The organism is Streptomyces sp. 2323.1 (genome assembly GCF_900221035.1).
Taxonomy (GTDB): domain Bacteria; phylum Actinomycetota; class Actinomycetes; order Streptomycetales; family Streptomycetaceae; genus Streptomyces; species Streptomyces sioyaensis.
On record NZ_LT907981.1, the window covers coordinates 5,552,994 to 5,575,180 of the forward strand.

Sequence of the window (22,187 nt, forward strand, 5' to 3'; positions counted from 1 at the left end):
CTGATCGTGTCGCCGGTGGTCAACGATACGCACGCCGCAGTGGCCTGAACGGTTCGCCCCGTGCAGCCAACCGTTCGCCCCGCGCAGGCAACCGTCCGTCACGGTGCTCAGCCGAACAGCACCCGCGCCAGCCAGAACTCCAGCAGCTCCGCATCGCCGGTGATCTCGAAGGTGTCGCGGTCGGCGGGGACGCGGCCGTAGATGAGGAGCAGGAGGTCGGTGAGGGGGCCGTGGACGGAGACGGCGGCCGGCTCCTGGGCGCGGCGCCAGGCGAGGGTGTCGCCGGTGAGGTCGACCAGCCAGTCCGCGGCCGCATCCGGCGGGGTGTCCGTGGCGTGGAAGTGGAGGGTGCGGCCGGGGCCGAGGAGTTCACGCCGGTCGGGGTGGAAGTCGAACATCTCGGGCAGCGAGCCCAGTGTCATCCACTCGTCGAGGGCGTCGAGGGCGACCGGCTGTCCGACGGTGAAGTCCGCACCGAGGGCGAGGGTGGCGTCGGCGCGGTGGATGACCGTCTCGTGGGCCATCCGGCGGGCGAAGAAACGCGGGCTTCCGGAGGGGAGCGGGGTCCAGAGCCGGCTGTCCGGGTTCGTGGCACGCAGGGTTGCGGCGAGGCGTTCGGCGCCGCTGGTAAGCCAGTCGGCGACTTCGGCGGGGGACTCGGTGGTGTCGCGGGGCAGGACGCGCAGGGCCGTGTCGGGCGGCGGCCGGTCCGCGCGGGTGCGGACGATCTCCTCGACCCAGCGGTGGGCCTCGCCCAGGTGATGGAGCAGCTGGGCGAGGTTCCAGTCCGGGCAGGACGGCACCGTTGCCGTGAGGTCGGCGCCCTCCTCCCGGAGACAGGCTGCGAGCAGGCCGGTCTGCGTGACGATCTCGCCGCAATGACCGTCGTACGCCATGGTCGAGTTCATGACCTCACGGTAGGGCGCGGCACTGACAATCCGGCGTCACCGCAGGCGTGCGTCTGTGGCGTTGCCGGCTGAGGACGTCCACGACGGCCGGCCGCTCGGGTACACACCGGAAGTGCATCGGAAGCACATCAGAAGCACACCGGGCAGAGGCGGAGTCCGGCGAGTGTCACGGCGCATTACGAGTGTCACAGGCCCATCAAAGGATCGTGACGTGCCTGAGGTGCGACCTCGGGACGGCCGAAACAGGAGCTGCCTACCGTGTCGGACATGGGTGCTTTTCGGCGCCCTGTACTACAGCACCAGCACGCACGTCCGTGAAGGAGCAGCCTTGTCCAACCAAGCCATGCCATATGCCCGGCGCCCCAAGCGCCTCGGGCTGCACGCCGCCCTTGCCGTCGCGGTGACCGGTGCCGCCCTCGCCATACCGGTCGACGCTGCGGTCGCCATGCCCACGGACTACGTCAAGCAGGTCAAGGCCGACAGTGGCGACACCCTCACCCTGGACGGCAACACCGACACCGTCACCGTCAAGGATCCCGAGCACGGTGTCACGGGTGTGCTGAACAAGCACAAGCCCGGTCCGGTGCCGAGCCGGATGGACACGAACGGAACGTACACGCTGACCTTCCCGAAGCCGGCGGCCCAGGCCGATGCCACGCCCAAGGTCGTCTACAAGCACGACGGCAAAACGGTGAAGACCTTCGCCCTCCCCCATGGCCCCGGCTGACCACAGCTGGCCGTTCCGGACACCGGAGGCCCCGGCCGCACTCTGCGGCCGGGGCCTCCCACGCGAGTCAGCGCGCCGCGCCCGCCCGGGAGAAGTCGTAGTGCACGTCGGTGAGTTGCTCGGACGCGGCCCACAGGCGCGCACCGTTGGCGTCCTTCGTGGTCCACGGGGCGCGGAAGGACTGGGCGGGGGCGCCCCGCAGTCCGCTGCGCGGGCCGATGAAGGAGTCCGGCCGCATGTGCGGGGCGGTGGCCGCGCAGAGGGTGCCCAGGGCGCCGCCGTCCGGGGACTGTGCGACCGCGCGGTTGACCAGCTCGACCGCCCGCTCGGTGGAGGTGCGGCCCTCCATCCGGACGCCCGCGGTCGCGAGGTTGGTGGCGGCGTATCCGGGGTGCGCGGCGGCCGCGACGACCTGCGAGCCGGCCGCGGCCAGCCGCCGGGACAGCTCGTGGACGAAGAGCAGATTGGCGCTCTTGGAACGGGCGTAGGCGATCCAGCGGCGGTAGGAGCGCGCGCTGTTGAGGTCGCCGTGGTCGAGGTCGGCGAGCACGTGCAGCATGCTGGAGACGGTGACGACCCGGGCGCCGGGGGTGGCGAGGAGCTTGGGCAGCAGCAGACCGGTCAGCGCGAAGTGGCCGAGGTGGTTGGTGCCGAACTGCATCTCGAAGCCGTCGGCGGTGGTGCGGTACGGCAGCGCCATCACGCCCGCGTTGTTGATGAGCAGGTCGAGGCGGTCGCCGTCGAAGTCGTCGAGGGTGGCGGCGAAGTCCCGTACGGAGGTCAGATCGGCCAGGTCCAGGGGCCGGAACTCGGCCTCCGCGGTGGGGACCTCGGACCGCAGCCGGTCCAGTGCGGCGAGGCCGCGCGACTCACTGCGGCAGGCCAGCAGCACCCGGGCGCCGCGGCGGGCCAGTTCACGTGCGGTGACATAGCCGATGCCGCTGTTCGCACCCGTGATAACCGCCGAGCGGCCGGTCTGGTCGGGGATGTGGCTGGTGTTCCACCGGGTCACGCCTGCACTCCTCCGTAGGGGGCAACAAGAGTACGTCGTGGGCCGGTACGGCTGGGGCTGGTGGGGCGGAAGTCAACAGAGACGTCCGCCCCGCGCCCGGTCACTCGCCCTCGGCGAGGCGCTTGATCGCCGACAGGCGGCTGTCCCAGGCGGCGGCCACCCGGTCCATCCACCGGGCGGTGACCCCCAGCCGCTCCGGTATGACCCGGTAGCGCGCCTCTCTGCCCTCCCGGTGGCCGGCGACCAGGCCGGCTCGGTCCAGGACCCCCAGGTGCTTGACGACGGCCTGGCGGCTGACCGGCAGTTCGGCCGCCAGGACCGTGGCGGTCGCCTCGCCGTGTGCGGCGAGGGCGTCGAGTATCCGGCGGCGGGTCGGGTCCGCCAGCGCGGAGAACACCTCCGCCACGGCGTCCCCGCCCGCCCCGGAATCCCGGCCCGCATTCCCTACGGAGTCCCGGCCCCCGCTTGCCCCCGAACCCCGGCCCGCATCCCCTACGGAATCGCGGGCCTCGCCCGCCCCGGAGCCCCGGCCCGCGTCCCCTACGGGACCCCGGCCGGCGCCCCTTCCCGTTCCTTCGCCGGTCGTCATGCCGCGAGCTGCTCCGCGTACTGCTTGACGTTCTTCATCTGGCCGGTCCAGCCCTCGGAGTGGCTGTCGTAGCCGGCGGTCGACTGCCGCTCCTCCGGGATGGCGATCTCCTCGAATCCGGTCTCGACCACGCGCAGTCGGGTGCCGTCGCCCTCCGGTGTGAGGGTGAACTCGACGAGGGTGGAGTTGCCCTCGACCGCCACCTCGCCCGGGTGGGCGCTGGCCCAGCGGTACGAGAAGCGGCGCGGCGGGTCCACCGTCACGATCGTGGTCGGGAACTGGCCGTACTGGCCGTGGTCGAGCTGCATGATGCCGCCCGGCCGCAGGTCGACCGGGGTCGGCGCGCCCTGGCCGAACCACGAGCCGACGTGCTCGGGCTCGGTCAGCACCGCCCAGACCCGTTCGACGGGCGCGTCGATGCTGATCTCCCGCTCGATGCGGTTGCGGTCCTCACCGGCTCCCTTGCCGGTGTCGTTGGCGCTCTGAGTGCTCATGGGTGGCTCCTCCTGCCGCGCTGATTCCGCTTACGTGCTACCCAATGGTTGCACGTGGGCGGTAGGAGGTGCAACCCCACGGTTGCGCATTGCGAAGGGCGAAGGGCCGGCCACGAGCTGCGACTCCGCCCGGCGGCCCGGACTCAGCGGACGGGCCCGGCGGCACTGGCCCGGCGGCACTGGCCCGGCGGTGCGAGCCCGGCGGCGCGGACCCAGCCCTACGGACCCAGCCCTACGGACCCAGCCCCACGGACTCAGCGCCCCGCGCCCCCCACCCCGTCCCGCACCCGCACCCGATACACCGGAATCGACTCCGCCGGATCGTCCAGGCAGTCCCCGGTGAGCAGGTCGAAGCGCTGCTTGAGCAGCGGTGAGGCCACGAACGGGCGGCCGCCAGCGGAGCCGGTCAGGCCGCGGGAGAGGACCTGGGCGCCGGTGAACGGGTCGCGGTTGCCGATCGCATGGATCCGGCCGCCGCGGTCCAGGAACAGCGCGGCCTGGGCGCCGTCCGGCAGCAGGGCGGCGACGCCGCGCCCGGGGAGCAGGTCGTCCGGCCCGCATACCGGGACCCAGCTGCCCTCGGGGCAGTGGATCTCGACCGCGGCCGTGCCCGCCGCCGTCGCGTCGGTGGTGCGGGAAGCGGAGGCGTGCTGTTCGGCAGTGAGGGTGGTCATCAGACAGAGGTTCCTTCCAGGGTCCGAACGGGCAGGGTCGGGCCGGCCAGCAGCGTCAGGTCCGGCTTGACCTGGTCGCGCTCCGGTACGAAGCGGACGGACGGGTCCGGCACATCGGGTGCGTTGACGAACGAGACGAACCGGGCCAGCCGCTCGGGATCGGCGAGGGTCTCGGCCCACTCGTCGCGGTAGTGGGTGACATGGGCGGCCATCAGGGCCTCCAGCTCGTCGCACAGCCCCAGGGAGTCATGGACGACGACGTCCCGGACGTGGTCGAGGCCGCCCTCGATCCGCTCCAGCCAGGCGGAGGTGCGCTCCAGCCGGTCCGCCGTGCGGATGTAGAACATCAGGAACCGGTCGATCAGCCGGATCAGTTCGGCGTCGCTCAGGTCCTGGGCGAGCAGATCGGCGTGGCGCGGGTCGGCGCCGCCGTTGCCGCCGACGTAGAGATTCCAGCCGTTGGAGGTGGCGATGACGCCGAAGTCCTTGCCGCGGGCCTCCGCGCACTCGCGGGCACACCCGGAGACCGCGGACTTCAGCTTGTGCGGGGAGCGCAGTCCCCGGTAGCGCAGCTCCAGTTCGATGGCCATCCGGACCGAGTCCTGGACGCCGTAGCGGCACCAGGTCTGCCCCACGCACGACTTCACGGTGCGCAGCGCCTTGCCGTACGCATGCCCCGACTCGAAGCCGGCGTCCACCAACCGGGCCCATACTTCCGGGAGTTGGTCGACCCGGGCGCCGAACAGGTCGATCCGCTGGCCGCCGGTGATCTTGGTGTAGAGGCCGAAGTCGCGGGCCACCTCGCCGATCACGATCAGCTTCTCCGGGGTGATCTCACCGCCGGGGATCCGCGGCACGATCGAGTACGAGCCGTTGCGCTGGAGGTTGGCGAGGAAGTGGTCGTTGGTGTCCTGGAGGGCGGCCTGCTCCCCGTCGAGGACATAGCCGCCGGCGCCGACGCTGGGCGCGAGGGAGGCGATGATCGAGCCGACGGTGGGCTTGCAGATCTCGCAGCCGTCGCCGTTCCTGGCCTCCGGGCGGCCGTGCGAGTCCAGCAGCTCGGCGAAGGACGTCAGCCGCAGGGTGCGCACGATCTCGTAGAGCTCGGCGCGGGTGTGCGGGAAGCAGCCGCACAGCCCGGTGTCGACGACGGCGCCGGACGCGGCCAGCTCGTCGTTCATCACCGCGGTCAGCGACTTGACGCAACTGCCGCAGCCGGTACCGGCCTTGGTGCACTTCTTGACCTCGGGCAGGGTGGTGCAGGAGTGCTCGGTGACCGCGGCCCGGACCGTCCCCTTGGTCACGTTGTGGCAGTTGCACAGCACCGCGTCGTCCGGCAGCGCGGACGGGCCGAGCCCGCCGCCGCCCTCGGCCCCCGCGGGCAGGACCAGCTGCTCGGGCGCCAGCGGCGGAACGGTGCCGGTCAGCGGCCGCAGCATGCCGTACGACTCGGCGTCGCCGACCAGCACCCCGCCCAGCAGCTCGCCCCCGGAGCCGATCACCAGCTTCTTGTAGACGCCGCTGCGGGAGTCGGCGTAGACCACGTCCAGCGCGCCGTCCGTCGTGCCGTGCGCATCCCCGAAGGACGCGACGTCCACCCCGAGCAGCTTGAGCTTGGTGGACAGATCGGCACCGGTGAAGCCGTCGGGCTGCCCGGTGTCGTCACCGAGCCGGGCCGCGATGTCGCCGGCCGTCACCCGCGCCATGTCGTAGCCCGGGGCGACCAGGCCGTAGACCCGGCCGTCGGAGGCCAGCGCGCACTCGCCGATCGCATACACGGCCGGGTCCTCGGTGCGGCACTGCTCGTCGACGACGATGCCGCCGCGCTCGCCGACCGGCAGCCCGCAGTCCCGGGCGAGCTGGTCGCGGGGGCGCACCCCGGCCGAGAAGACGACCAGGTCGGTCTCGATCCGGGAGTCGTCGGAGAGTCCCATGGCGGCCACCGCGCCGCTGTCGTCCGCGACGATCTCCTTGCCGCCGACACCGGTGTGCACCTCCAGGCCCATCTCCTCGATGGTGCGGCGCAGCGCGCGGCCGCCGCCCTCGTCGACCTGGAGGGCCATCAGCCGCGGAGCGAACTCCACGACGTGGGTCTGCAGCCCGAGCCCCTTGAGCGCACCGGCCGCCTCCAGGCCGAGCAGCCCGCCGCCCACCACCACGCCGGTGCGGGCGTTCTTGGCGTACTCCTCGATGGCCAGCAGGTCGTCGATCGTGCGGTAGACGAAGCAGCCCGCGCTGTCCTTGCCGGGCACCGGCGGCACGAACGGATACGAGCCGGTGGCCAGCACCAGGGTGTCGTAGCGGACGGTCAGCCCGGAGCGGGCGGTGACGGTGCGGGTGGTGCGGTCGACGGCGGTGGCCGGGTCGCCGAGGTGCAGTTCGATGCCGTGCCGGGCCAGGAATACCGGGTCGGCCAGACTCAGGTCGTCCGGGGTCCGGCCGGCGAAGTACGACGTCAGCTGGACGCGGTCGTAGGCCGGGCGGGGCTCCTCGCACAGCACGACCACCCGCGTCCGCTCGGTGACACCGCGGTCGGCCAGCTCCTCCAGGAAGCGCTGGCCGACCATGCCGTGGCCGATCAGGACGAGGGTGGGTGTGGTGCCGGGCGCGGCATCTGTGGTGGCATCCGGGTGCGGCGGCATCGAGGTCATGCCCTTCACACTGGGGCGTGGCTGTTACCCGCCCGCATCTGCTCTGTTTCCCGGGCGGAACGCTGCCCTCAGTGGCACGGCGGCCGCCGTGTGAGGGCGGCCGCCGCGCGGGCCGCCGCCCTCCGACAGATCAGCAGGTCAGCCGGGGTACCGGCCGGCCGGTCAGCCGTTCAGCTGCGCCGGGCAGAGCCGCCGGGGCTGCTGGTCGGTGGCCAGCTTGGCATCCACACAGCCGCCCGGCAGGCCGCCGTGGGCCTTGCTGCCGAAGTTGGCGGTGACGGTCAGCGCGCCCTTGCCGAAGACCGTGCGCTGGACGCTGCGATCACCGGTCAGCCACCGGAACGAGGTCATCTGCTGCGTGCCGGCGGCGCGGTGCAGCGGCGAGAAGAACTTCTGCAGCGCGGCGAGCTCCGGCCCGTCCTTCTTCAAGGTCGGGCCGTCGAGAACGAAGTTCAGCGGGGTGTTGTAGAGCATCGCCAGCAGCGCCCGGGTGGTCTTCTGGGCCGGCAGCTTCTGGTACGAGAGCTCCCAACGCTCCACATTCACCAGCGAGCCGTGCAGTGCGGTCTCGTAGAGCGGCGCGCGGTACTTGGGGTCGTACATGGCGGTGGCCATCCGGGCGGGCAGCTGGACCGGCTTGAAGAAGGCGCCAGGGGCCTTCTCCGGCGCGTAGCCGCCCCACGTCTTCTTGTCCCGCTCCAGGTCCCACAGGCCGTCGTCGACCGGGGTGCCCGAGCCGTGGTTGTAGGCCAGCACCTTGTTGGCCCACGCCTGGGCGCCCTCCGAACCAAGGACGAGGTTCTTCGACAGCCGCACCATCCGGGCCAGCCGGCTCGCGCGGTCGCCGGCCTTGGTCATCTCATGGCCCTCGCCGTGATCGCGGAACAGCTCTCCCGTCGCATCCACATCGAGGAAGTAGCTGTCCGCGCCGTTGGCGACCATCTTGCGGGTGCGGTCGGCAAGGTAGTGCCGGTCCGGCTCGGCCTTCTCGAAGGCGCGCGAGCTGAGGTAGCAGCCGCGCTTGCCGAAGCCCGGCTGCGGGGTTCCGTCGGCCCGGCGGATGCAGAAGTCGGGATAGACCCGGCCCGGCCAGACGGAGGTGGGGCTGTCGGCCTTCTTGGGGTCCTGGCCGTTGGCGAAGGTGTCGTACGGGCCGACGAGGTAGCCCGCCTTCTTGGCGGCCTGCACCGCCGGCGCCTTCATCGGGTCGGGCCCGGAGTCGTAGCCCAGCCACATCCGGTCCACGCCCAGCTTCTTCAGCTCCTCGACCCCGGGGGCGGTCCGCGCATCGCCCCACACATAGGCGTGGAACGCACCCAGTAGCTTTTCGGTGGCCGGGTTCTGCCGGATCTTCTTGCGCAGGCTGCCCAGCTGGCCGCGCTGCGAGAGGTAGGAGCGGTAATCGGCGGCGGGGGCGACCGGGTTGCCGTCGGTGAGAGCGAAGGACACCTCGTAGTCACGGGTGCCCTCACCGGCGTCGAAGGTATGCGTGGCCGTGGTGCGCAGCCGGCCGCCCGTGGAGGCGAACCGCAGCGAGGTCCCGAGGTCGGTCGGGGTGAGGTAGCTGACGCCGCTCCCGCTGCCCTTACCGCCCGCCCCGCCCATGGAGTAGCCCCACAGGGGCAGTGAGAGGGCCTCGCCCATGTCGACGGTGCTGCCGGCCAGCCCGCCCTTCTCGGGGCCGGCGTTCCAGAACGCATCCCGCACCGGGATGTCCAGCCCCTCGCCGCGCGGCACCTGGACGCTGGAGGCGGCCCGGTCGGTGCCGGTCACCGGCCAGTTGACCGCCCCGTCGCGGTCCGACCGCAGCTTGATCCGCAGCCGCCCGCGCGCCGAACTCGCCGTCACCTGAAGGCCCTTGTCGGGGTAGCTCCAGCGCGCCCCGTCGGCCGTCTGCGTCACCGCACCGGGCTTGCCCAGCCCGCCCGCGGCCCCGTCGGACAGCACCAGCTGCCGCCCGCCGCTGGTGTGCGCGGTCACCGCGAGTGAGTCGGTGTCGACGACGGTGGTGCCGCCGGAGACGGGGAGTTGGAGCCGGCTGCCCTCCAGCGTGCCGGCGGCCGCGCGGTCACATCCGACGACGCCGAGGGTGGTCGCGGTCAGCGCGAGCGAGGCTGCCAGCACGCGGGTGGGACGGCGGTGTCCCGCGGTCTTGTGGGGGTGGGAGTTCATGCAGAACTGATTACGCATCAGCTCTAAGAGAGTTCTAAGAACCGCATCCCAAGTACCGAGGTTCACGTGCCGAGTTGCACGTCGTACGTCGACGCCCCTGGGTACCGCTCAGCGGCCCTCGCCGCCACGGCGCCCGTAGACTGTCCGGCATCACAATCGAACCGGCGGGGGGCTGCGCGATGGTCAGGTACGAGGGTGCGGGCGGCTGGGTCGAGATCGGTGCGGCGTCGCTCACCGTCTGCCGGACGGACCAGCGGCCGAGCCCCCTCCCTGCGCGCGAACTGCCCTTCCAGGCGCTGTCCGGCGTGGAGCTCAAGGACGCGACGAGGCTGCGGCGCGGATACCTCCACCTGTGGTTCGGCGGGGGCGTCCTGGTCCCGGTGGGGTCCGACGAGGACCCCAACACGATCGGTTTCACGTACGGGCAGCGGGAGGCGTTCCGCGGCCTCCACGAGTATTTGTGGAACGTCGTGCGGACGAACGAGGTCCTGGACATCGACGTGGCCGCCGCCTATGAGGCCGCGAACGACCCCCTGGTCGCCTGGCTGGCCGACCGGGAACGCGCCCAGGAACGGGCCGCGGAGGACCGGGTCTTACGCGAACGCGCCGCGGAGCAGCAGCACATCGGACGATTCGCGCGCAAGATCGGCCCGGAGGCCGCCGCCCGCGAGGACATCATGGCCGCCGGGCTCGCCTCGGCCACGGGCGACCGCTGCTGGTTGGTCCTCAAGCACCTGCCCGGCCTCCTCCTCGGCGGGGAGCAGGTCTTCGTCGTGGCCGAGTGCTTCCTGGGCAACGACCTGGGCACGGTCGTCCTCACGAACCAGCGGCTGATGTTCGTCCATGAGAAGTTCTCCGGGTCAGAGCTGTCCGCGCTCCACCTAGGGGAGATCAGGGCGGTGGCGGGTACCCAGAAGGTGACCCAGGGCGTCCTGCGGGTGGAGACCCTGCGGGGTCTCGTCGTCGAGTTCGGCGGCCTCAAGGGGGAGGACCTGGCACGGCTCGACGAGGCGTTGCGCCTGGCCGTGGGCTCCCTCGGGCGGACCGCCACAGCTCCGTCCGCTGCCCCGGCCGGGCCCCCGGCCCCGTCCCAGGACGTCCTTGACCAGATAGCCAAGCTCGGCGAGCTGCACGCGGCCGGCGTCCTCACCACCGCCGAGTTCGAGCAGAAGAAGCGGCAGCTGCTCGACCGGCTGTGACGGGGACCTCCGCGCTACGAGCCGCCGAGTTCCAAGAACCGCCGAGTTCTAAGAACCGTCCCGCCGCGCCAGCCGCGCCCGCTCCTCCTCGGGTGTGAACCCCGCAGTCAGCGGCGGCTCACCGCGCGCCCGGTCCCAGGCCAGGACATCGGCCGCGGTCACCTCCAGCGGGGTCGCGGGCAGCCCCGCCGCCCGCGCGCGGGCCGGGCTGCGCTGCTGGGTCGCCCAGTCGTCCCGGACCAGCGGAAAGAACATCGGCAGGTCGTCGTCCGGCACCCGTACGAGCTCGACCCGACTGCCGGCCACCCGCGCACAGGTCTCGATCAGCCCGCCGAGCGTGACCGGCTCGGCCGGTCCCACCGCGTGGAAGGCGCCCGGACGGTCGTCGACGAGCAGTTGCACGACGAGACGGGCCAGATCCCGCGAGTCGATGATCTGCACCGGCTGCCCGGGATCGGCGGGCAGCGCCACGCGTCCGCCCCGGGCGGCCCGGCGCACCCAGTACGTGAAGGTGTCCGCCGTATCGTGCGGCCCGGCCACCTTCCCGGCCCGCACGATCGTCGCCCGCGCGCCGTACCGCGCCAGCACATCGTCCTCACAGGCCACCTTGCACGGACCGTAGGTGGCTTCGGTCAGCTCCTCGGTGTCCCGTACGGGCGGCCGCCGCGGGGTGTCCTCGTCGGAACCCGGCCCCACCCCCTCCCGCTGGTAGACCGCATGGCTGGAGAGGAACAGATACCGGCCGACCCGGTCACCCAGTGCGTCCATCGCCTGCCCGACATGCCGCGGCACATAGCCGCTGACGTCCACGACCGCGTCCCAACTGCCCTCACTCAGCGCCCCGTAGTCACCGGTGTCCCGGTCACCGATCAGCCGGGTCAGCTCCGGAAACAGCTCCACCCCGGTCCGGCCCCGGCCGAACAAGGTGACCTCGACCCCGCTGCGCAGGGCATCTTCCACGATGGCGCGGCCCACGAAGGATGTACCGCCAAGAACGAGAATCCGCATGGGAGTTGACGCTATCGGCGGGGCCTGCGGGATGGCACAGGTTTTCCGCCACCGCCCGGGGTCAGGCGGAGAACTCCCCGCCCCTCACGGCAGCTATGAACGACGACCAGCCACCGGCTGGGAAGACGAGCGCCGGGCCGTCGGGGTTCTTGGAGTCGCGGACGGGGACGACGCCGTGGACCTGGATGAGGGCGGGGGAGAACTCGACACATTCGCCGCCGTTGGCGTCGCTGTAGGACGACTTGATCCACGTGAAGCCGCGTGAGAACTCAATGCATTGGCCGCCATCGCCATCGCTGTAGGACGACTTGACCCACACGGCTCCGACGAGATCCAGGTCGGCTCTCATGCGCGGTACTCCTTCAACAGAGTCTTGATCAGGGTGACTGACCGGTCCGGGGACAACGCGTGCGCCCTGAGCAGATCATAATCGTCCAAGGCTGCGTCGACCGTTTGTGCGGAGTCGTGCATCCTGCCACCTACCCGCGTCTCGGTGTAGAGCACCGTGGGGGCGTCCGTGAAACGCAGCACAATGAACGGCTTTGTGGATGCCGCCGGAGCACCCGCCGAAAAGGGCATGATCTGAAGCTTGACGTTCGGTGACGCTGCCACTGTCAACAGGTACTCAAGCTGCCCGGCCATGACCTCCCGGCCTCCCACGACAGTTCGCAGTGACGCCTCGTCAAGGATGGTCCACAGGAACGGCGGGGTTTCCAGGTCGAACACGTCACGGCGCCGCAGACGGGCGGCCACCTTGGCTTCGATGGCCTCCTCGTTTCCGCGTGAGAAGTACCCCTGGAAGATGGCTCGCGCATAGTCGTCTGTCTGGAGGAGGCCCAACACAACGCTTGCCGAGTAGGCCAGTACCCGCGCAGCCTTCCGCTCCAAATTCAGGTACGGAACGAACCAACTCGGGTGGTCCCCTTCGTCGATCCGGCGCAGCAGGCCGGCGAACAGCTCGCCCGTGCCGAAGACGGTGTCGCAGCCCTTGGCGAACTTCTGGCTCGGTCTGGGCAGCATCGTGCCGGATTCGACCTTGCTGACGTAACCCTCGGAGTAGCCCGTGGCCGTGCCCAGATGCTTCTGGGTGAGCTTGCGGGCCAGACGTACCTGTCTGACATCGCGACCGAATCGCTGGAGCGGATTCAAGTGCTCGGGTGGGGTCGTCTCGTCCAACGCCATGACCTCTTGTGATGTGAGCGCGCGCCCAGGGCGCAGCAGGTCGCAGGCTTGAGTCCTACTGCCTCAAGCACCCCGATTCTATTGCCCGTTGCGTTGTTTCAGTGACGAATTGACTACACCAGGTGTCCATCGGTAAGGGAGTTGAGGGGATGACCGACCCTGTCGCGCGGCTGCTGCCGTGGTCGAGTCCGGACGGGAAGCCGTGCTTTCTGGTGAGCGACGGGACCGGGTACGTGGCCCGTGTCGCCGACGCCGTCGAGGCGGAACAGCTCGCCTCGGCCCTCGATCTCATCGCCGAAGCGCAGTGCCTCTTCGCGGCACGCGGGTGGACGTCCGGGGAGCTTCAGCTGCTGGCCGTCGAGCTGACCGAGGCGCTGGTCGAGGTGCACCGGGTCGCGACGAGCCGGGGTGCGCGCCTGTGCTGCTGTGACGATCAGTCGAGCCAGCGCGAAGCGAGCCCGGCGAGGTAGGAGAGCGACAGGGCGGTGGTGGTGAGCTGCAGGGCGACGGTGCCGCCGGCCCATTGCGTAAGGGCGGTCATGGCGGCGGCCACCCAGATGCTCGTACACCAGCTGCAACTGACCAGATAGGACGGTTTGGAGTCATCGCCGAAACGGTCGGCGATCCAGGAGCGGAAACCCCCGGCGAGAGTGTCCTTGGTGATGAATCGGGTGAGGCGGCACGTGGCGCCGAGGGAAAGCAGAAACTCCAAAAGGCTCATGGGGGAGTGCGTCCTCTCACCGTGAGTGGTCCGAGAAGGAGTGGTGGTCGTCTCTCGGGTCGGCGCGTGGCGTTCATTGAGTGCCGAGGCCGGCCGTTTTTCCGATCCGCTGGGGGGGGAAGACGGCGGCCTCGGTAGGCGAATTCCGCTACTGATTGATGACGATGATGCTGCCGACGCCGCCCGCTCGCTGGTTGGCGGCCTCGGCCTCTTGCCAGGTGTAGAACTGGCGCGCGGTGCCGTCGGGCAGGTTCAACTGGTAGACGGTGACTGTCGGACGGGCGCCGCCGCCGCAATTGCAGCCCATGTCGCACTCCTTCTGTGTCTCTCTTTTGCGAGGGGTCCCTCGTCGCGTGACCTGTGGGCCCGAGGCGCGTCCCGGGCTCAACCCGGCGTGCCACCGTGCCGCAGGGCCTATCCTTGTGGCCCTACAGCCGTCCCCCGTAGTTGCGTTACGGGGGACGGCTGTGTTGCCGAGCCGCTCAGCAGCCCTGGGCCGGTTTTACGGGTTCAGGCGGGCGACGGCACGCTGTTGGCTGTGCCGCATGCGCGCCGGGGGGGTCAGGAGAGGCAGGGCCCCAGGGTGCTGGTGGAGGACTGCGACCCGCTGGTCGCGGTGTAGGTGACGAAGATCAGCTGGAAGAGGCTGAGGGTGGCCGTGCAGGTGGCGACGCCGCTCGCGTTGGCCACGGCGGTGCACGCCACGGGTCCGTTGGGCCCGGTGCCCAGGTGGAACGTGACCGTCGAACCCGGCGTCGCGCCCGTCGCAGTGAACGTGGCCTGGGCGGTCAGTGTGGTGAGGTCCAGCCGGTAGCAGGCCGGCTGCGCCGTGAGCACCGCCGCCGAGCCCACGGTCACGGTCGTGGTCGCGGAGACGCCGATGCAGGTGCAGGGGGTGGTGGCGGCGATCACGGTGGCCGTGACGGTGGTGGTGCCGGGGGGCAGCAGGCTGGTGGTCGTGGTGGCGGTGCCGGTGGCCCCGGTGACGCCGACTCCGATCGGGCCGCTTGGGGTGGTGAACAGGACCAGCGCGCCCACGACGGGGGCGCCGCTGCAGGTGACGGTGGCGGTGAAGGTCACCGGCGTGCCGGCGGCGACCGGGCTGGGGGGCGCGGAGGTCAGCGTGACCACGCAACTCGGCGGCGCGGTGACGGTCACGGTCGTGGTCGCGCTCACGCCGATGCACGAGCAGGTGGTGGTGGCAGCAGCAACCGTGGCCGTGACGGTGGTGGTGCCGGGGGGCAGCAGGCTGGTGGTCGTGGTGGCGGTGCCGGTGGCCCCGGTGACGCCGACTCCGATCGGGCCGCTTGGGGTGGTGAAGAGGACTGTCGCGCCCACGACGGGGGCGCCGCTGCAGGTGACGGTGGCGGTGAAGGTCACCGGCGTGCCGGCGGCGACCGGGCTGGCGGGCGCGGAGGTCAGCGTGACCACGCAGCTCGGCGGCGCGGTGACGGTCACGGTCGTGGTCGCGCTCACGCCGATGCACGAGCAGGTGGTGGTGGCAGCAGCAACCGTGGCCGTGACGGTGGTGGTGCCGGGGGGCAGCAGGCTGGTGGTCGTGGTGGCGGTGCCGGTGGCCCCGGTGACGCCGACTCCGATCGGGCCGCTTGGGGTGGTGAAGAGGACTGTCGCGCCCACGACGGGGGCGCCGCTGCAGGTGACGGTGGCGGTGAAGGTCACCGGCGTGCCGGCGGCGACCGGGCTGGCGGGCGCGGAGGTCAGCGTGACCACGCAGCTCGGTCCCGCGCTGACGGTCAGCGTCGCTACAGCTGCCCCACTGAGCGGACCGACGGCAGCCACCGGTCCCGTGGTGGTCGCCGTGAAGGTGGCGGACGCATTACCCGCGCCGTCAGCGGCCACTACTACTGGCACTGCCGCGTCGTAGGTGAAGGTGATCAACTCTCCCGATGTGGCACCGGCAGCCGTTGCTGTGAAAGACCCGCCTGCCGCAACGGTTGAGGGGGTGAGGGTGAGGGTGAGTGCCATGTTGGACAGCCCCTTTCGAAGGCTCCACGAAGGAGGTGGGGGCTGCGGCACGCCAGAGAAAAGGAAACCTCCGCACATGCTCACCTGTCGGGGGTGCCCTGAAGAACAGGACGGAATTGCCGCATGACGGCAGTCGTCCCTGGTCCCCCGACAGGGGATGGGCACCCCACCGTCGGTAGCACCGATTGAAGTGACCGGCCGGACGACGCACCACAGTTGGCGCGCCAATTCGCCCGATTGGCGCAGCGCACTTCGGTTGCGGGTACCAGCCCCCGGCCGCAACGCCGCTGGTCCGCCCGGTAATTGGCGGCATGCTTCCGCGGTCCGACGGCCGAAAATGCCCCCGGCGCGGGCGGGCGCGGTCCTTAAGATCACCTGGTGCCCGCTGATATATCGCTGTTCACCCTGACCCTGCTCGCGCTGGCCGCCCTCGCGGCGGGCTGGATCGATGCCGTCGTGGGCGGCGGTGGACTGCTGCTGCTCCCGGCGCTGCTGGTCGGCCTCCCGCACACGCCGGCCGCCTACGTGCTCGCCACCAACAAGTCCACCGCCATCGTCGGCACCACCGCGGCCGCGGTCACCTACGTCCGCAAGGCCCCGATCGACGTCCGGACGGCGCTGCGGATCGGACTGGCGGCGATGGCCGGTTCGCTGGGCGGGGCGTTCTTCGCGGCGGGCATCAACAGCGCGGTGCTGCGCCCACTGATCATGGCCGTGCTGCTCGCGGTGCTCGTCTTCGTCCTCCTCCGCCCGGCCTTCGGCACCGCGCCCGCGCCCTCGGGCCCGGTCTCCGCCCGGCGCGTGCTGGCGGCCGTCCTCGTCGCGGGCCTGGGCATCGGTTTCTACGACGGCCTGATCGGGCCCGGGACCGGGGCGTTCCTGATCCTCGCGCTCGCCGCGCTGCTGCACATGGACCTGGTCACCGCCTCGGCCACCGCCAAGGTCATCAACGTCTGCACCAACATCGGCGCGCTGACGATGTTCTCGCTCCAGGGCACCGTGCTGTGGCAACTCGGCGCCGTGCTCGCACTGTTCAACCTCGCCGGCGGGATGGTGGGTGCCCGGATGGCGCTCAAGCGCGGGGCGGGCTTCGTCCGCGGGGTGCTGGTGGTCGTGGTCGTCGCCCTGCTGTGCAAGCTGGTCTACGACCAGTGGCTGGCGGGCTGAACCGGCCGCCGGCCGGTCCCGCCGCGGGTCGCCCCGCTCAGAACCGGCAGTGGTAGAGCCGCGCCATGTCCCGCACCGCGGGCACCTTCGCCAGCGCCCGGGCCGCCAGGCGGTAGCGGGCCGGCAGTTTCCCGGTCCCCGGGAGCTCCAGGGCGCTGACGCTCTCGACGATCGTCAGCTCCGGGCTCAGCCGCGCGAGGCCCGCCGCGTCCGTGCCCCAGTACAGCCGCGCACCGGCCGCCACGACGACGCGGTTGATCCGCTGGCTGCGGATCGCGAACCGGCTGAAGGCGTCGAAGGCCAGCTCACCGCGCGGTGCGTGGGCGATCAGCCGGCGCAGCAGCGCACTGCCGTCCGCCTCGGTCAGATACATCAACAGGCCCTCGGCCACGACCATCGTCGGCCGGTCCGCCGGAATCCGCGCCGGCCATTCCGGGTCGGTCACCGACGAGGCGAGGGCCGTGTAGCCCGCGCGCTCCGGATAGAGCTCCCGCCGCAGCGCGATGACCTCGGGGTAGTCGATGTCGTACCACCGCACCCCCGGACCCGGGTCGAGCCGGTGGACGCGGCTGTCGAGGCCGCAGCCCAGGTGGACCACCGTCGCCTCCTCGTGCCGGGCGAGGAAGTCCGCCGTCCAGACGTCCAACTGCCGGGCGCGCAGGGCGATTCCGGCGGCATCGGCGGGGCCGATCCGCATCTTCGTGAAGTCGTAGTCGAGCCGTCGCACGGTGTCGGCGGCCGTCGGGTCCCCGAGGATCGGGTCCTTCGCACGGCTGTCGACCGCGCGGCCGTAGAGCGTGGCGAGGAGGGTTTCCTTCTCGCCGGTCAGCTGCACCTTCGCACGCGGGCTGGTCATGGTCATACTCGCGAGAGTACATAACATTCAGAAAAACGTGAAGACTGGGAAGCTCCGGGCCCGGGCCTGGGCATCCGTTCCGCTACTTCCGGGCCGCCCCCACCGTCGCCGTCGCCCCCCTCCGGTGGTCCCGGTCCGGTATCTCCGTGACGGCCGTCAGCAGCACCGCCGCGTCGTCGAGGGCCAGCAGGCCGTTCCGCTCGCGCGGGCTCATCGCGACCTGACCAGCCGTCAGTTCCTGGCCGCCGCCGGACCCGGTCACCCGGACCCGCCCGTGAAGTACCTGAAGGCTGGCGGCCGGAGGGGTGTTGTGCTCGTCGAGTGCGGTGCCGGCGATGATCGCGATCACGCTCTGCCGCAGCGGGCCGTCGTGCAGGAAGAGATGGCCGCTGCGCCCGTGGGCGGAGGCCCTGGCGTCGTCGAGCTGCTGACGGGCGAGTGCGCTGAGGTCGTCCATGATGCGGGCCTTTCGCGTGCGGACCGGCGGGCCGGGCTCCCCTTCCATCGTTGCCGGTGCACGGGGCCGCGCAACCGGGGAGTTCGCGGGGCGGGCCGGACCTCCGCGGGGCGGGCGTCCGGGTGCATACCCGAGCCGAGCGGGCCAAGTCACTTACGGGATGATCATCTCGGTCCGTACGATGCATTGCGGTCCAGCGCCATCGGACAGGCGTGCTTGTCCGATGCGGCCCCACCGTCCCGTCCCCCCACCGCGAAGGATGCGCAACGTGGCCGACCCGAGTGCCCTGAACGACGTGCCCGACCCCACCGGGCGGCAGGCCCGGTTCCTGACCGTCATGACCACCATCGACAGCGAAGCCAAGGCCGCGCAACTGGCCCGCGGCGCCATCGAGGGCAGGCTCGCCGCCTGCGCACAGATCAGCGCCCCGGTGACCTCGGTGTTCCGCTGGGACAACGCGGTCGAGACCGGCCAGGAGTGGCAGGTGCTCTTCAAGACGGCCGAGGCGCGCTACGACGCGCTGGAGGCCTATCTCCTCGACGCCCACGACTACGACACCCCGGAGATCATCGCCACCCCCGTCACCCGCGGTGGCGCCGGCTATCTGTCGTGGGTCACCAAGGAGACGAGCTGACGTGCAAAGAGACCACACGGGGAACCACGAGATGACGCGAGCCGAGCAGCGGCGGCGCAACCGCCGGTGGCGCAGGGGCGCGACGGCCGCACTCGGCCTCGCGGTGTGCCTGGCCGCCGCTCCCTTCGGTCATGCGGTCGACGGCGCCCGGCACGAGGCGCCGAAGGCCAAGAGCCCCGCCACGGACGCCGGCTGGACCAGCCGGGACGCCGCCGCCTACTGGACGGCCGAGCGCATGGCGGCCGCGGCGCCCGCCGGGCCCAATTCCCAGGGCTCCGCCATGACGGCCCGGTCGGCCCCGGCCGCCGGCCAACGCGCCGCTACCGCACGGCACTTCGACGGCATCCCGTCCGTCGGCGTGCTGTTCTCCGTCGACGGGGACGCCCGCGCGCACCACTGCACCGCCAGCGTGGTGCACAGCCCGCACGGCAATCTGATCCTCACCGCCGGGCACTGCAATCCGGGCAGCCGTGCCGCTTTCGTCCCGCAGTATCGTTCCGGCGCGACCACCCAGCCGTACGGCGTGTGGGCGATAGACGACACCTTCGCCTACCCCGGCCGCGGGACCACCGGCGACGGGGCGGACCTCGACTTCGCCTTCGCCACCGTCGCGGCCGACGACGACGGCCGCCGCATCGAGGACGTCACCGGCGGCAACACCCTCACCCCGACACCCGGTTACGGCAACGACGTCACCGTCATCGGCTACCCGAACGTCCGCAACGACCCCGCGGACCGGGCGGTGCGCTGCGCCACCCGCACCGAGCGGCTGACCGGAACCCGCGAACTGCGCATGTCGTGCGGCGGGTTCTACGGCGGCACCTCCGGCAGCCCCTGGCTGACCGACTACGACGAGCAGAGCCACACCGGCCGGGTCATCGGCCTGATCGGCGGGCTCAACGGCGGTGGTCCCAAGGGCCCGGACAACGACAGGACCAGCTACAGCCCGTACTTCGGGACGAAGATCCTCAGCCTCTACGCCCGGGCGACCCAGGGGTGAGCTAGACGAGTAAGTCCTATCTCCCTTCTGGCCCGCGGCGTCTGGCACGCACGCTCGCTGCGTTGTCGGGATCTTCCCGGTACACCCAGTACCGGGAAGACCCTCCGCCTTGCGATCGCACGCACCAGACGCCGCGGGCCCCGCCCTACGGGCGGACGAAGGGAGATAGGACTTACTCGTCCAGGGGGTGACGGAGGCGCTACCGCAGCGCCTCCGTCACCCCCTTCTCGCGCGGCCCGAGGAAGTGCGGATCGGGCCGCAGCAACGCCTCCGCCGACGCCTTCCCGGCCGCGAAGATCTCCCGGACACCGCCGTACGCCCAGGTCACATCGTGCTTCGCGGCGACGGCGACCCCGTAGGAGTCGACCCCGGCTGCCCCGCACAGCGCCAGCGCCCGCCGGATGTGGAAACCCTGGCTGACCAGCACCGCCCGGTCCACACCGAAGATCCGGTGCGCGCGGCTGCAGGAGTCCCAGGTGTCGAAGCCCGCATAGTCACTGACGATCCGGTGGGCCGGGACGCCGTGCCGCAGCAGATAGCCGCGCATCGCGTCCGGCTCGTCGTAGTCGCGCCGGCTGTTGTCGCCGGTGACCAGCACCGCGCGGACCGTGCCCCGCTCGTACAGCGCGGCGGCCGCGTCCAGCCGGTGTGCGAGATACGGCGACGGCTCGCCCTTCCACAGGCCCGCGCCGAAGACGATGGCGACCGGTGCGGCGGGCGCGTCGGCCACACTGTGCACCCGCGGCCCCGCGGTCGCGTTCATCCAGGTCGCCGGCGCCAGCGCGAGCACCGTCAGCGCCACCACGGCCTGGAACGTCCGGCGTTGGCCCCGCCGGGTCCGCGGCAGCCGCAGGCGCCGCACCCCCTGCCGTATCCGCCGTACCGGCTCCGGTACTCGCATCTGCGCCCCGTCCCTGCTCGCGTGGTTGCTCGCATGTCTGTTCGTGATCGGCCTTGCAGGCTGCGACGCCGGGCGCGCGGCGGTGGTTGCACCGGCGGCCTGGCATCGTGGCCGGGGGATCCCGTAGTCCCGGAGAGGAAGCCACCACCATGACCACCGAGCCCGAGCGGCTGCCGTTCTTCGTCTACGGAACGCTGCGCCCCGGCGAGGCCAACTACGCCCGGACCCTGCGCGGCCGGACCGCGGCCGAGGAACCGGCCCACATCCGCGGCGCCCTGCTCTACGACGGTCCCGGATTCCCGTACGCGACGGCCGGGCCCGCCGATGCGGTGGTGCACGGCGCCCTGGTCCTGCCCCGCGAGGGCGACTACGAGGAGGTGTGCGCGGACCTGGACCGGCTGGAGGGCTACGTCCCCGGCGACCGAGGCAACCTCTACGAGCGGGTGCGCACCGAAGCGGTCCGCGCCGACGGCCGCACCGTAAGCGCCTGGGTCTACCTGGCCGCCGCCCCGCTCGCCGCCCGGCTGCGCGCCACCGCGACCCCCCTGGCGGGCGGCGACTGGCGGGGCGAGGGGCCGCCCGAACATCCCCGGCACCCGCCCGGCCCGGGGCGCCGCCACGGCCACCGGCCGGACCCCGGCTAACCTGGACGACTCCTTCCCCGGCTTTCCCGGCCAAAGGCCCCTTCCCGTACCGCAGAACAGGTGTGACCCGCGTGCCTTCCTCCCCGTCCGCTCCCTCCTCCGCGCCGCTGCCCAAGGCGGAGCTGCATCTGCACATCGAGGGCACTCTGGAGCCCGGGCTGGCCTTCGCGCTCGCCCGGCGCAACGGCATCGAGCTGCCCTACGCCGACGAGGACGCGCTGCGCCGCGCCTACTCCTTCGCCGACCTGCAGTCCTTCCTGAACCTCTACTACGCCCTGATGGCCGTGCTGCGCACCGAGGACGACTTCGCCGACCTCGCGCACGCCTACCTGGCCCGCGCCGAGGAGCAGGGCGTACGCCACGCCGAGATCTTCTTCGACCCGCAGGCGCACACCGCCCGCGGCGTCCCGATCGGCACCGTCATCGACGGCCTGGCCCGTGCGCTGGACGCCGCCGAGGAGACGTACGGCATCAGCACCCGCCTGATCATGTGCTTCCTGCGCGACGAGAGCGCCGAGTCGGCCCTGGCGACCTTCGAGGCGGCCCGCCCGTACCTGCACCGGATCACCGCCGTCGGCCTGGACTCGGCCGAGGTCGGGCACCCGCCGTCGAAGTTCCGGGAGGTTTTCGCGCGGGCGCGGGAGGCCGGGCTCAAGTGCGTGGCGCACGCGGGGGAGGAGGGGCCGCCGGCCTACGTGTGGGAGGCCCTGGACGTCCTCGGCGTGGACCGGATCGACCACGGGGTGCGCTCCATGGAGGACCCGCAGCTGGTGGCCCGCCTGGTGGCGGACCAGGTGCCGCTGACCGTCTGCCCGCTGTCCAACGTCCGGCTGCGGGTCATCGACGACCTCGCCGACCACCCGCTGCCCGCGATGCTGGACGCCGGACTGCTGGTGACCGTCAACTCCGACGACCCGTCCTACTTCGGCGGCTACGTGGACGACAACTTCCGCGCCGTACGCGACGCCCTCGGCCTCGACCAGGAGACCCTGCGCACCCTGGCCCGCAACTCCTTCCGCGCCTCCTTCCTCGATGAGGCGGTCCGTGAGCGTTATCTGGGGGAAGTGGACGCGCACCAGGTGTAACGCGCCCCCGTGGCGGGACGGGCGGCGGGCGGGCGGTAGGGCGCGGGACGCCCCTGCCGCCCGCCCGGGCCGGTGGGCCGTGGCCGGTGACAGCCCGACGGAACACGAACGTCGCGGCCG

General features: G+C 71.6%; 25 protein-coding genes. 9 read left to right on the forward strand and 16 right to left on the reverse strand.

Annotated elements, in window-relative coordinates:
- Positions 1-107 precede the first annotated feature (107 nt).
- The gene (locus CPH93_RS23840) at positions 108-908 is read right to left on the reverse strand and encodes a maleylpyruvate isomerase family mycothiol-dependent enzyme (RefSeq protein WP_173909871.1); all 801 of its coding nucleotides are present in this window, start codon (positions 906-908) and stop codon (positions 108-110) included.
- A gap of 328 nt (positions 909-1,236) precedes the next feature.
- Between CPH93_RS23840 and CPH93_RS23845 the strand changes: the two genes are divergently transcribed.
- Positions 1,237-1,635 carry a hypothetical protein gene (locus tag CPH93_RS23845; RefSeq protein ID WP_096215566.1) on the forward strand — a complete coding sequence of 133 codons (399 nt, stop codon included), beginning with the start codon at positions 1,237-1,239 and terminating at the stop codon, positions 1,633-1,635.
- 67 nt (positions 1,636-1,702) lie between these two features.
- On the opposite strand, the gene CPH93_RS23850 is transcribed toward CPH93_RS23845, so the two are convergent.
- From CPH93_RS23850 to CPH93_RS23875, 6 genes are all read right to left on the reverse strand, one after another.
- The gene (locus tag CPH93_RS23850) at positions 1,703-2,647 is read right to left on the reverse strand and encodes an oxidoreductase (protein ID WP_096214025.1); all 945 of its coding nucleotides are present in this window, start codon (positions 2,645-2,647) and stop codon (positions 1,703-1,705) included.
- Between the two features lie 100 nt (positions 2,648-2,747).
- Positions 2,748-3,053 (reverse strand): ArsR/SmtB family transcription factor, encoded by a 306-nt coding sequence (locus CPH93_RS23855; RefSeq protein ID WP_093483115.1) that lies wholly within the window; start codon positions 3,051-3,053, stop codon positions 2,748-2,750.
- 179 nt (positions 3,054-3,232) lie between these two features.
- Positions 3,233-3,730, reverse strand: coding sequence for an SRPBCC family protein (locus tag CPH93_RS23860; protein WP_093483114.1), 498 nt, complete (start codon positions 3,728-3,730; stop codon positions 3,233-3,235).
- Between the two features lie 254 nt (positions 3,731-3,984).
- Complete coding sequence (gene nirD / locus CPH93_RS23865) at positions 3,985-4,404, reverse strand: nitrite reductase small subunit NirD (protein WP_093483113.1); 420 nt, start codon at positions 4,402-4,404, stop codon at positions 3,985-3,987.
- Positions 4,404-7,055, reverse strand: a complete 2,652-nt coding sequence (gene nirB / locus CPH93_RS23870; protein WP_096214026.1) for a nitrite reductase large subunit NirB — start codon at positions 7,053-7,055, stop codon at positions 4,404-4,406. The genes nirD and nirB overlap by 1 nt, the downstream gene beginning before the upstream one ends.
- Positions 7,056-7,217: 162 nt before the next feature.
- Positions 7,218-9,227 (reverse strand): glycoside hydrolase, encoded by a 2,010-nt coding sequence (locus tag CPH93_RS23875; RefSeq protein ID WP_096214027.1) that lies wholly within the window; start codon positions 9,225-9,227, stop codon positions 7,218-7,220.
- A 179-nt stretch (positions 9,228-9,406) separates the two neighbouring features.
- On the opposite strand from CPH93_RS23875, the gene CPH93_RS23880 reads away from it, so the two are divergent.
- Positions 9,407-10,426 (forward strand): SHOCT domain-containing protein, encoded by a 1,020-nt coding sequence (locus CPH93_RS23880; protein WP_096214028.1) that lies wholly within the window; start codon positions 9,407-9,409, stop codon positions 10,424-10,426.
- Positions 10,427-10,474: 48 nt separating this feature from the next.
- Here CPH93_RS23880 and CPH93_RS23885 read toward each other — a convergent pair whose 3' ends face one another.
- The 3 genes from CPH93_RS23885 to CPH93_RS23895 form a co-directional block, all read right to left on the reverse strand.
- Positions 10,475-11,434 carry an NAD-dependent epimerase/dehydratase family protein gene (locus CPH93_RS23885; protein ID WP_096214029.1) on the reverse strand — a complete coding sequence of 320 codons (960 nt, stop codon included), beginning with the start codon at positions 11,432-11,434 and terminating at the stop codon, positions 10,475-10,477.
- A 61-nt stretch (positions 11,435-11,495) separates the two neighbouring features.
- Complete coding sequence (locus CPH93_RS23890; protein ID WP_096214030.1) at positions 11,496-11,783, reverse strand: DUF397 domain-containing protein; 288 nt, start codon at positions 11,781-11,783, stop codon at positions 11,496-11,498.
- On the reverse strand, positions 11,780-12,616 hold the full coding sequence (locus tag CPH93_RS23895) for a helix-turn-helix domain-containing protein (RefSeq protein ID WP_093483107.1): 837 nt from the start codon (positions 12,614-12,616) through the stop codon (positions 11,780-11,782). Before CPH93_RS23895 ends, CPH93_RS23890 begins: the two co-directional genes overlap by 4 nt.
- A 149-nt stretch (positions 12,617-12,765) precedes the next feature.
- On the opposite strand from CPH93_RS23895, the gene CPH93_RS23900 reads away from it, so the two are divergent.
- Complete coding sequence (locus CPH93_RS23900) at positions 12,766-13,086, forward strand: hypothetical protein (protein ID WP_093483106.1); 321 nt, start codon at positions 12,766-12,768, stop codon at positions 13,084-13,086.
- Here CPH93_RS23900 and CPH93_RS23905 read toward each other — a convergent pair.
- The 3 genes from CPH93_RS23905 to CPH93_RS36920 form a co-directional block, all read right to left on the reverse strand.
- Positions 13,050-13,337 (reverse strand): hypothetical protein, encoded by a 288-nt coding sequence (locus CPH93_RS23905; RefSeq protein ID WP_088797547.1) that lies wholly within the window; start codon positions 13,335-13,337, stop codon positions 13,050-13,052. The two genes, CPH93_RS23900 and CPH93_RS23905, sit on opposite strands and share 37 nt — an antisense overlap.
- A gap of 148 nt (positions 13,338-13,485) precedes the next feature.
- Positions 13,486-13,644 carry a DUF7196 family protein gene (locus CPH93_RS36270; RefSeq protein WP_173909872.1) on the reverse strand — a complete coding sequence of 53 codons (159 nt, stop codon included), beginning with the start codon at positions 13,642-13,644 and terminating at the stop codon, positions 13,486-13,488.
- 254 nt (positions 13,645-13,898) lie between these two features.
- Positions 13,899-14,468: a hypothetical protein gene (locus tag CPH93_RS36920; protein ID WP_231976936.1), complete on the reverse strand. Its 570-nt coding sequence runs from the start codon at positions 14,466-14,468 to the stop codon at positions 13,899-13,901.
- Between CPH93_RS36920 and CPH93_RS36925 the strand changes: the two genes are divergently transcribed.
- Positions 14,461-15,222 (forward strand): Ig-like domain repeat protein, encoded by a 762-nt coding sequence (locus tag CPH93_RS36925; RefSeq protein ID WP_231976937.1) that lies wholly within the window; start codon positions 14,461-14,463, stop codon positions 15,220-15,222. The genes CPH93_RS36920 and CPH93_RS36925 overlap by 8 nt on opposite strands.
- Positions 15,223-15,701: 479 nt before the next feature.
- Positions 15,702-16,490 carry a sulfite exporter TauE/SafE family protein gene (locus CPH93_RS23915; RefSeq protein ID WP_093483103.1) on the forward strand — a complete coding sequence of 263 codons (789 nt, stop codon included), beginning with the start codon at positions 15,702-15,704 and terminating at the stop codon, positions 16,488-16,490.
- A gap of 37 nt (positions 16,491-16,527) precedes the next feature.
- On the opposite strand, the gene CPH93_RS23920 is transcribed toward CPH93_RS23915, so the two are convergent.
- The gene (locus tag CPH93_RS23920) at positions 16,528-17,346 is read right to left on the reverse strand and encodes a class I SAM-dependent methyltransferase (RefSeq protein WP_096215567.1); all 819 of its coding nucleotides are present in this window, start codon (positions 17,344-17,346) and stop codon (positions 16,528-16,530) included.
- A gap of 82 nt (positions 17,347-17,428) precedes the next feature.
- Positions 17,429-17,803, reverse strand: a complete 375-nt coding sequence (locus CPH93_RS23925; protein ID WP_096215568.1) for a cupin — start codon at positions 17,801-17,803, stop codon at positions 17,429-17,431.
- A 268-nt stretch (positions 17,804-18,071) separates the two neighbouring features.
- Here CPH93_RS23925 and cutA point away from each other — a divergent pair, with 268 nt between their 5' ends.
- Together cutA and CPH93_RS23935 are read left to right on the forward strand one after the other, a co-directional pair.
- On the forward strand, positions 18,072-18,437 hold the full coding sequence (gene cutA, locus CPH93_RS23930) for a divalent-cation tolerance protein CutA (protein WP_006605778.1): 366 nt from the start codon (positions 18,072-18,074) through the stop codon (positions 18,435-18,437).
- Positions 18,438-18,468: 31 nt separating this feature from the next.
- Entirely contained in the window at positions 18,469-19,437 is a 969-nt protein-coding gene (locus CPH93_RS23935) for a trypsin-like serine peptidase (protein WP_096214032.1), read from the forward strand.
- 199 nt (positions 19,438-19,636) lie between these two features.
- Here CPH93_RS23935 and CPH93_RS23940 read toward each other — a convergent pair whose 3' ends face one another.
- Positions 19,637-20,338 carry a SanA/YdcF family protein gene (locus tag CPH93_RS23940; protein ID WP_093483101.1) on the reverse strand — a complete coding sequence of 234 codons (702 nt, stop codon included), beginning with the start codon at positions 20,336-20,338 and terminating at the stop codon, positions 19,637-19,639.
- Positions 20,339-20,487: 149 nt separating this feature from the next.
- Between CPH93_RS23940 and CPH93_RS23945 the strand changes: the two genes are divergently transcribed.
- Together CPH93_RS23945 and CPH93_RS23950 are read left to right on the forward strand one after the other, a co-directional pair.
- Positions 20,488-20,982: a gamma-glutamylcyclotransferase family protein gene (locus CPH93_RS23945; protein WP_093483100.1), complete on the forward strand. Its 495-nt coding sequence runs from the start codon at positions 20,488-20,490 to the stop codon at positions 20,980-20,982.
- 71 nt (positions 20,983-21,053) lie between these two features.
- Positions 21,054-22,067: an adenosine deaminase gene (locus CPH93_RS23950; RefSeq protein WP_093483099.1), complete on the forward strand. Its 1,014-nt coding sequence runs from the start codon at positions 21,054-21,056 to the stop codon at positions 22,065-22,067.
- Positions 22,068-22,187: the final 120 nt, after the last annotated feature.

Excerpts from the sequence above, each read along its gene's own strand:
- CPH93_RS23880 (WP_096214028.1), top strand. The coding sequence starts at position 9,407 with ATGGTCAGGTACGAGGGTGCGGGCGGCTGGGTCGAGATCGGTGCGGCG.
- CPH93_RS23920 (WP_096215567.1), bottom strand. The coding sequence starts at position 17,346 with ATGACCAGCCCGCGTGCGAAGGTGCAGCTGACCGGCGAGAAGGAAACC.
- CPH93_RS23905 (WP_088797547.1), bottom strand. The coding sequence starts at position 13,337 with ATGAGCCTTTTGGAGTTTCTGCTTTCCCTCGGCGCCACGTGCCGCCTC.
- CPH93_RS36270 (WP_173909872.1), bottom strand. The coding sequence starts at position 13,644 with ATGGGCTGCAATTGCGGCGGCGGCGCCCGTCCGACAGTCACCGTCTAC.
- CPH93_RS23895 (WP_093483107.1), bottom strand. The coding sequence starts at position 12,616 with ATGGCGTTGGACGAGACGACCCCACCCGAGCACTTGAATCCGCTCCAG.
- CPH93_RS23935 (WP_096214032.1), top strand. The coding sequence starts at position 18,469 with ATGACGCGAGCCGAGCAGCGGCGGCGCAACCGCCGGTGGCGCAGGGGC.
- nirD (WP_093483113.1), bottom strand. The coding sequence starts at position 4,404 with ATGACCACCCTCACTGCCGAACAGCACGCCTCCGCTTCCCGCACCACC.
- CPH93_RS23885 (WP_096214029.1), bottom strand. The coding sequence starts at position 11,434 with ATGCGGATTCTCGTTCTTGGCGGTACATCCTTCGTGGGCCGCGCCATC.
- CPH93_RS23890 (WP_096214030.1), bottom strand. The coding sequence starts at position 11,783 with ATGAGAGCCGACCTGGATCTCGTCGGAGCCGTGTGGGTCAAGTCGTCC.
- CPH93_RS23900 (WP_093483106.1), top strand. The coding sequence starts at position 12,766 with ATGACCGACCCTGTCGCGCGGCTGCTGCCGTGGTCGAGTCCGGACGGG.
- CPH93_RS23925 (WP_096215568.1), bottom strand. The coding sequence starts at position 17,803 with ATGGACGACCTCAGCGCACTCGCCCGTCAGCAGCTCGACGACGCCAGG.
- CPH93_RS23875 (WP_096214027.1), bottom strand. The coding sequence starts at position 9,227 with ATGAACTCCCACCCCCACAAGACCGCGGGACACCGCCGTCCCACCCGC.
- CPH93_RS23940 (WP_093483101.1), bottom strand. The coding sequence starts at position 20,338 with ATGCGAGTACCGGAGCCGGTACGGCGGATACGGCAGGGGGTGCGGCGC.
- CPH93_RS23860 (WP_093483114.1), bottom strand. The coding sequence starts at position 3,730 with ATGAGCACTCAGAGCGCCAACGACACCGGCAAGGGAGCCGGTGAGGAC.
- CPH93_RS23840 (WP_173909871.1), bottom strand. The coding sequence starts at position 908 with ATGAACTCGACCATGGCGTACGACGGTCATTGCGGCGAGATCGTCACG.
- nirB (WP_096214026.1), bottom strand. The coding sequence starts at position 7,055 with ATGACCTCGATGCCGCCGCACCCGGATGCCACCACAGATGCCGCGCCC.
- CPH93_RS23945 (WP_093483100.1), top strand. The coding sequence starts at position 20,488 with ATGACCACCGAGCCCGAGCGGCTGCCGTTCTTCGTCTACGGAACGCTG.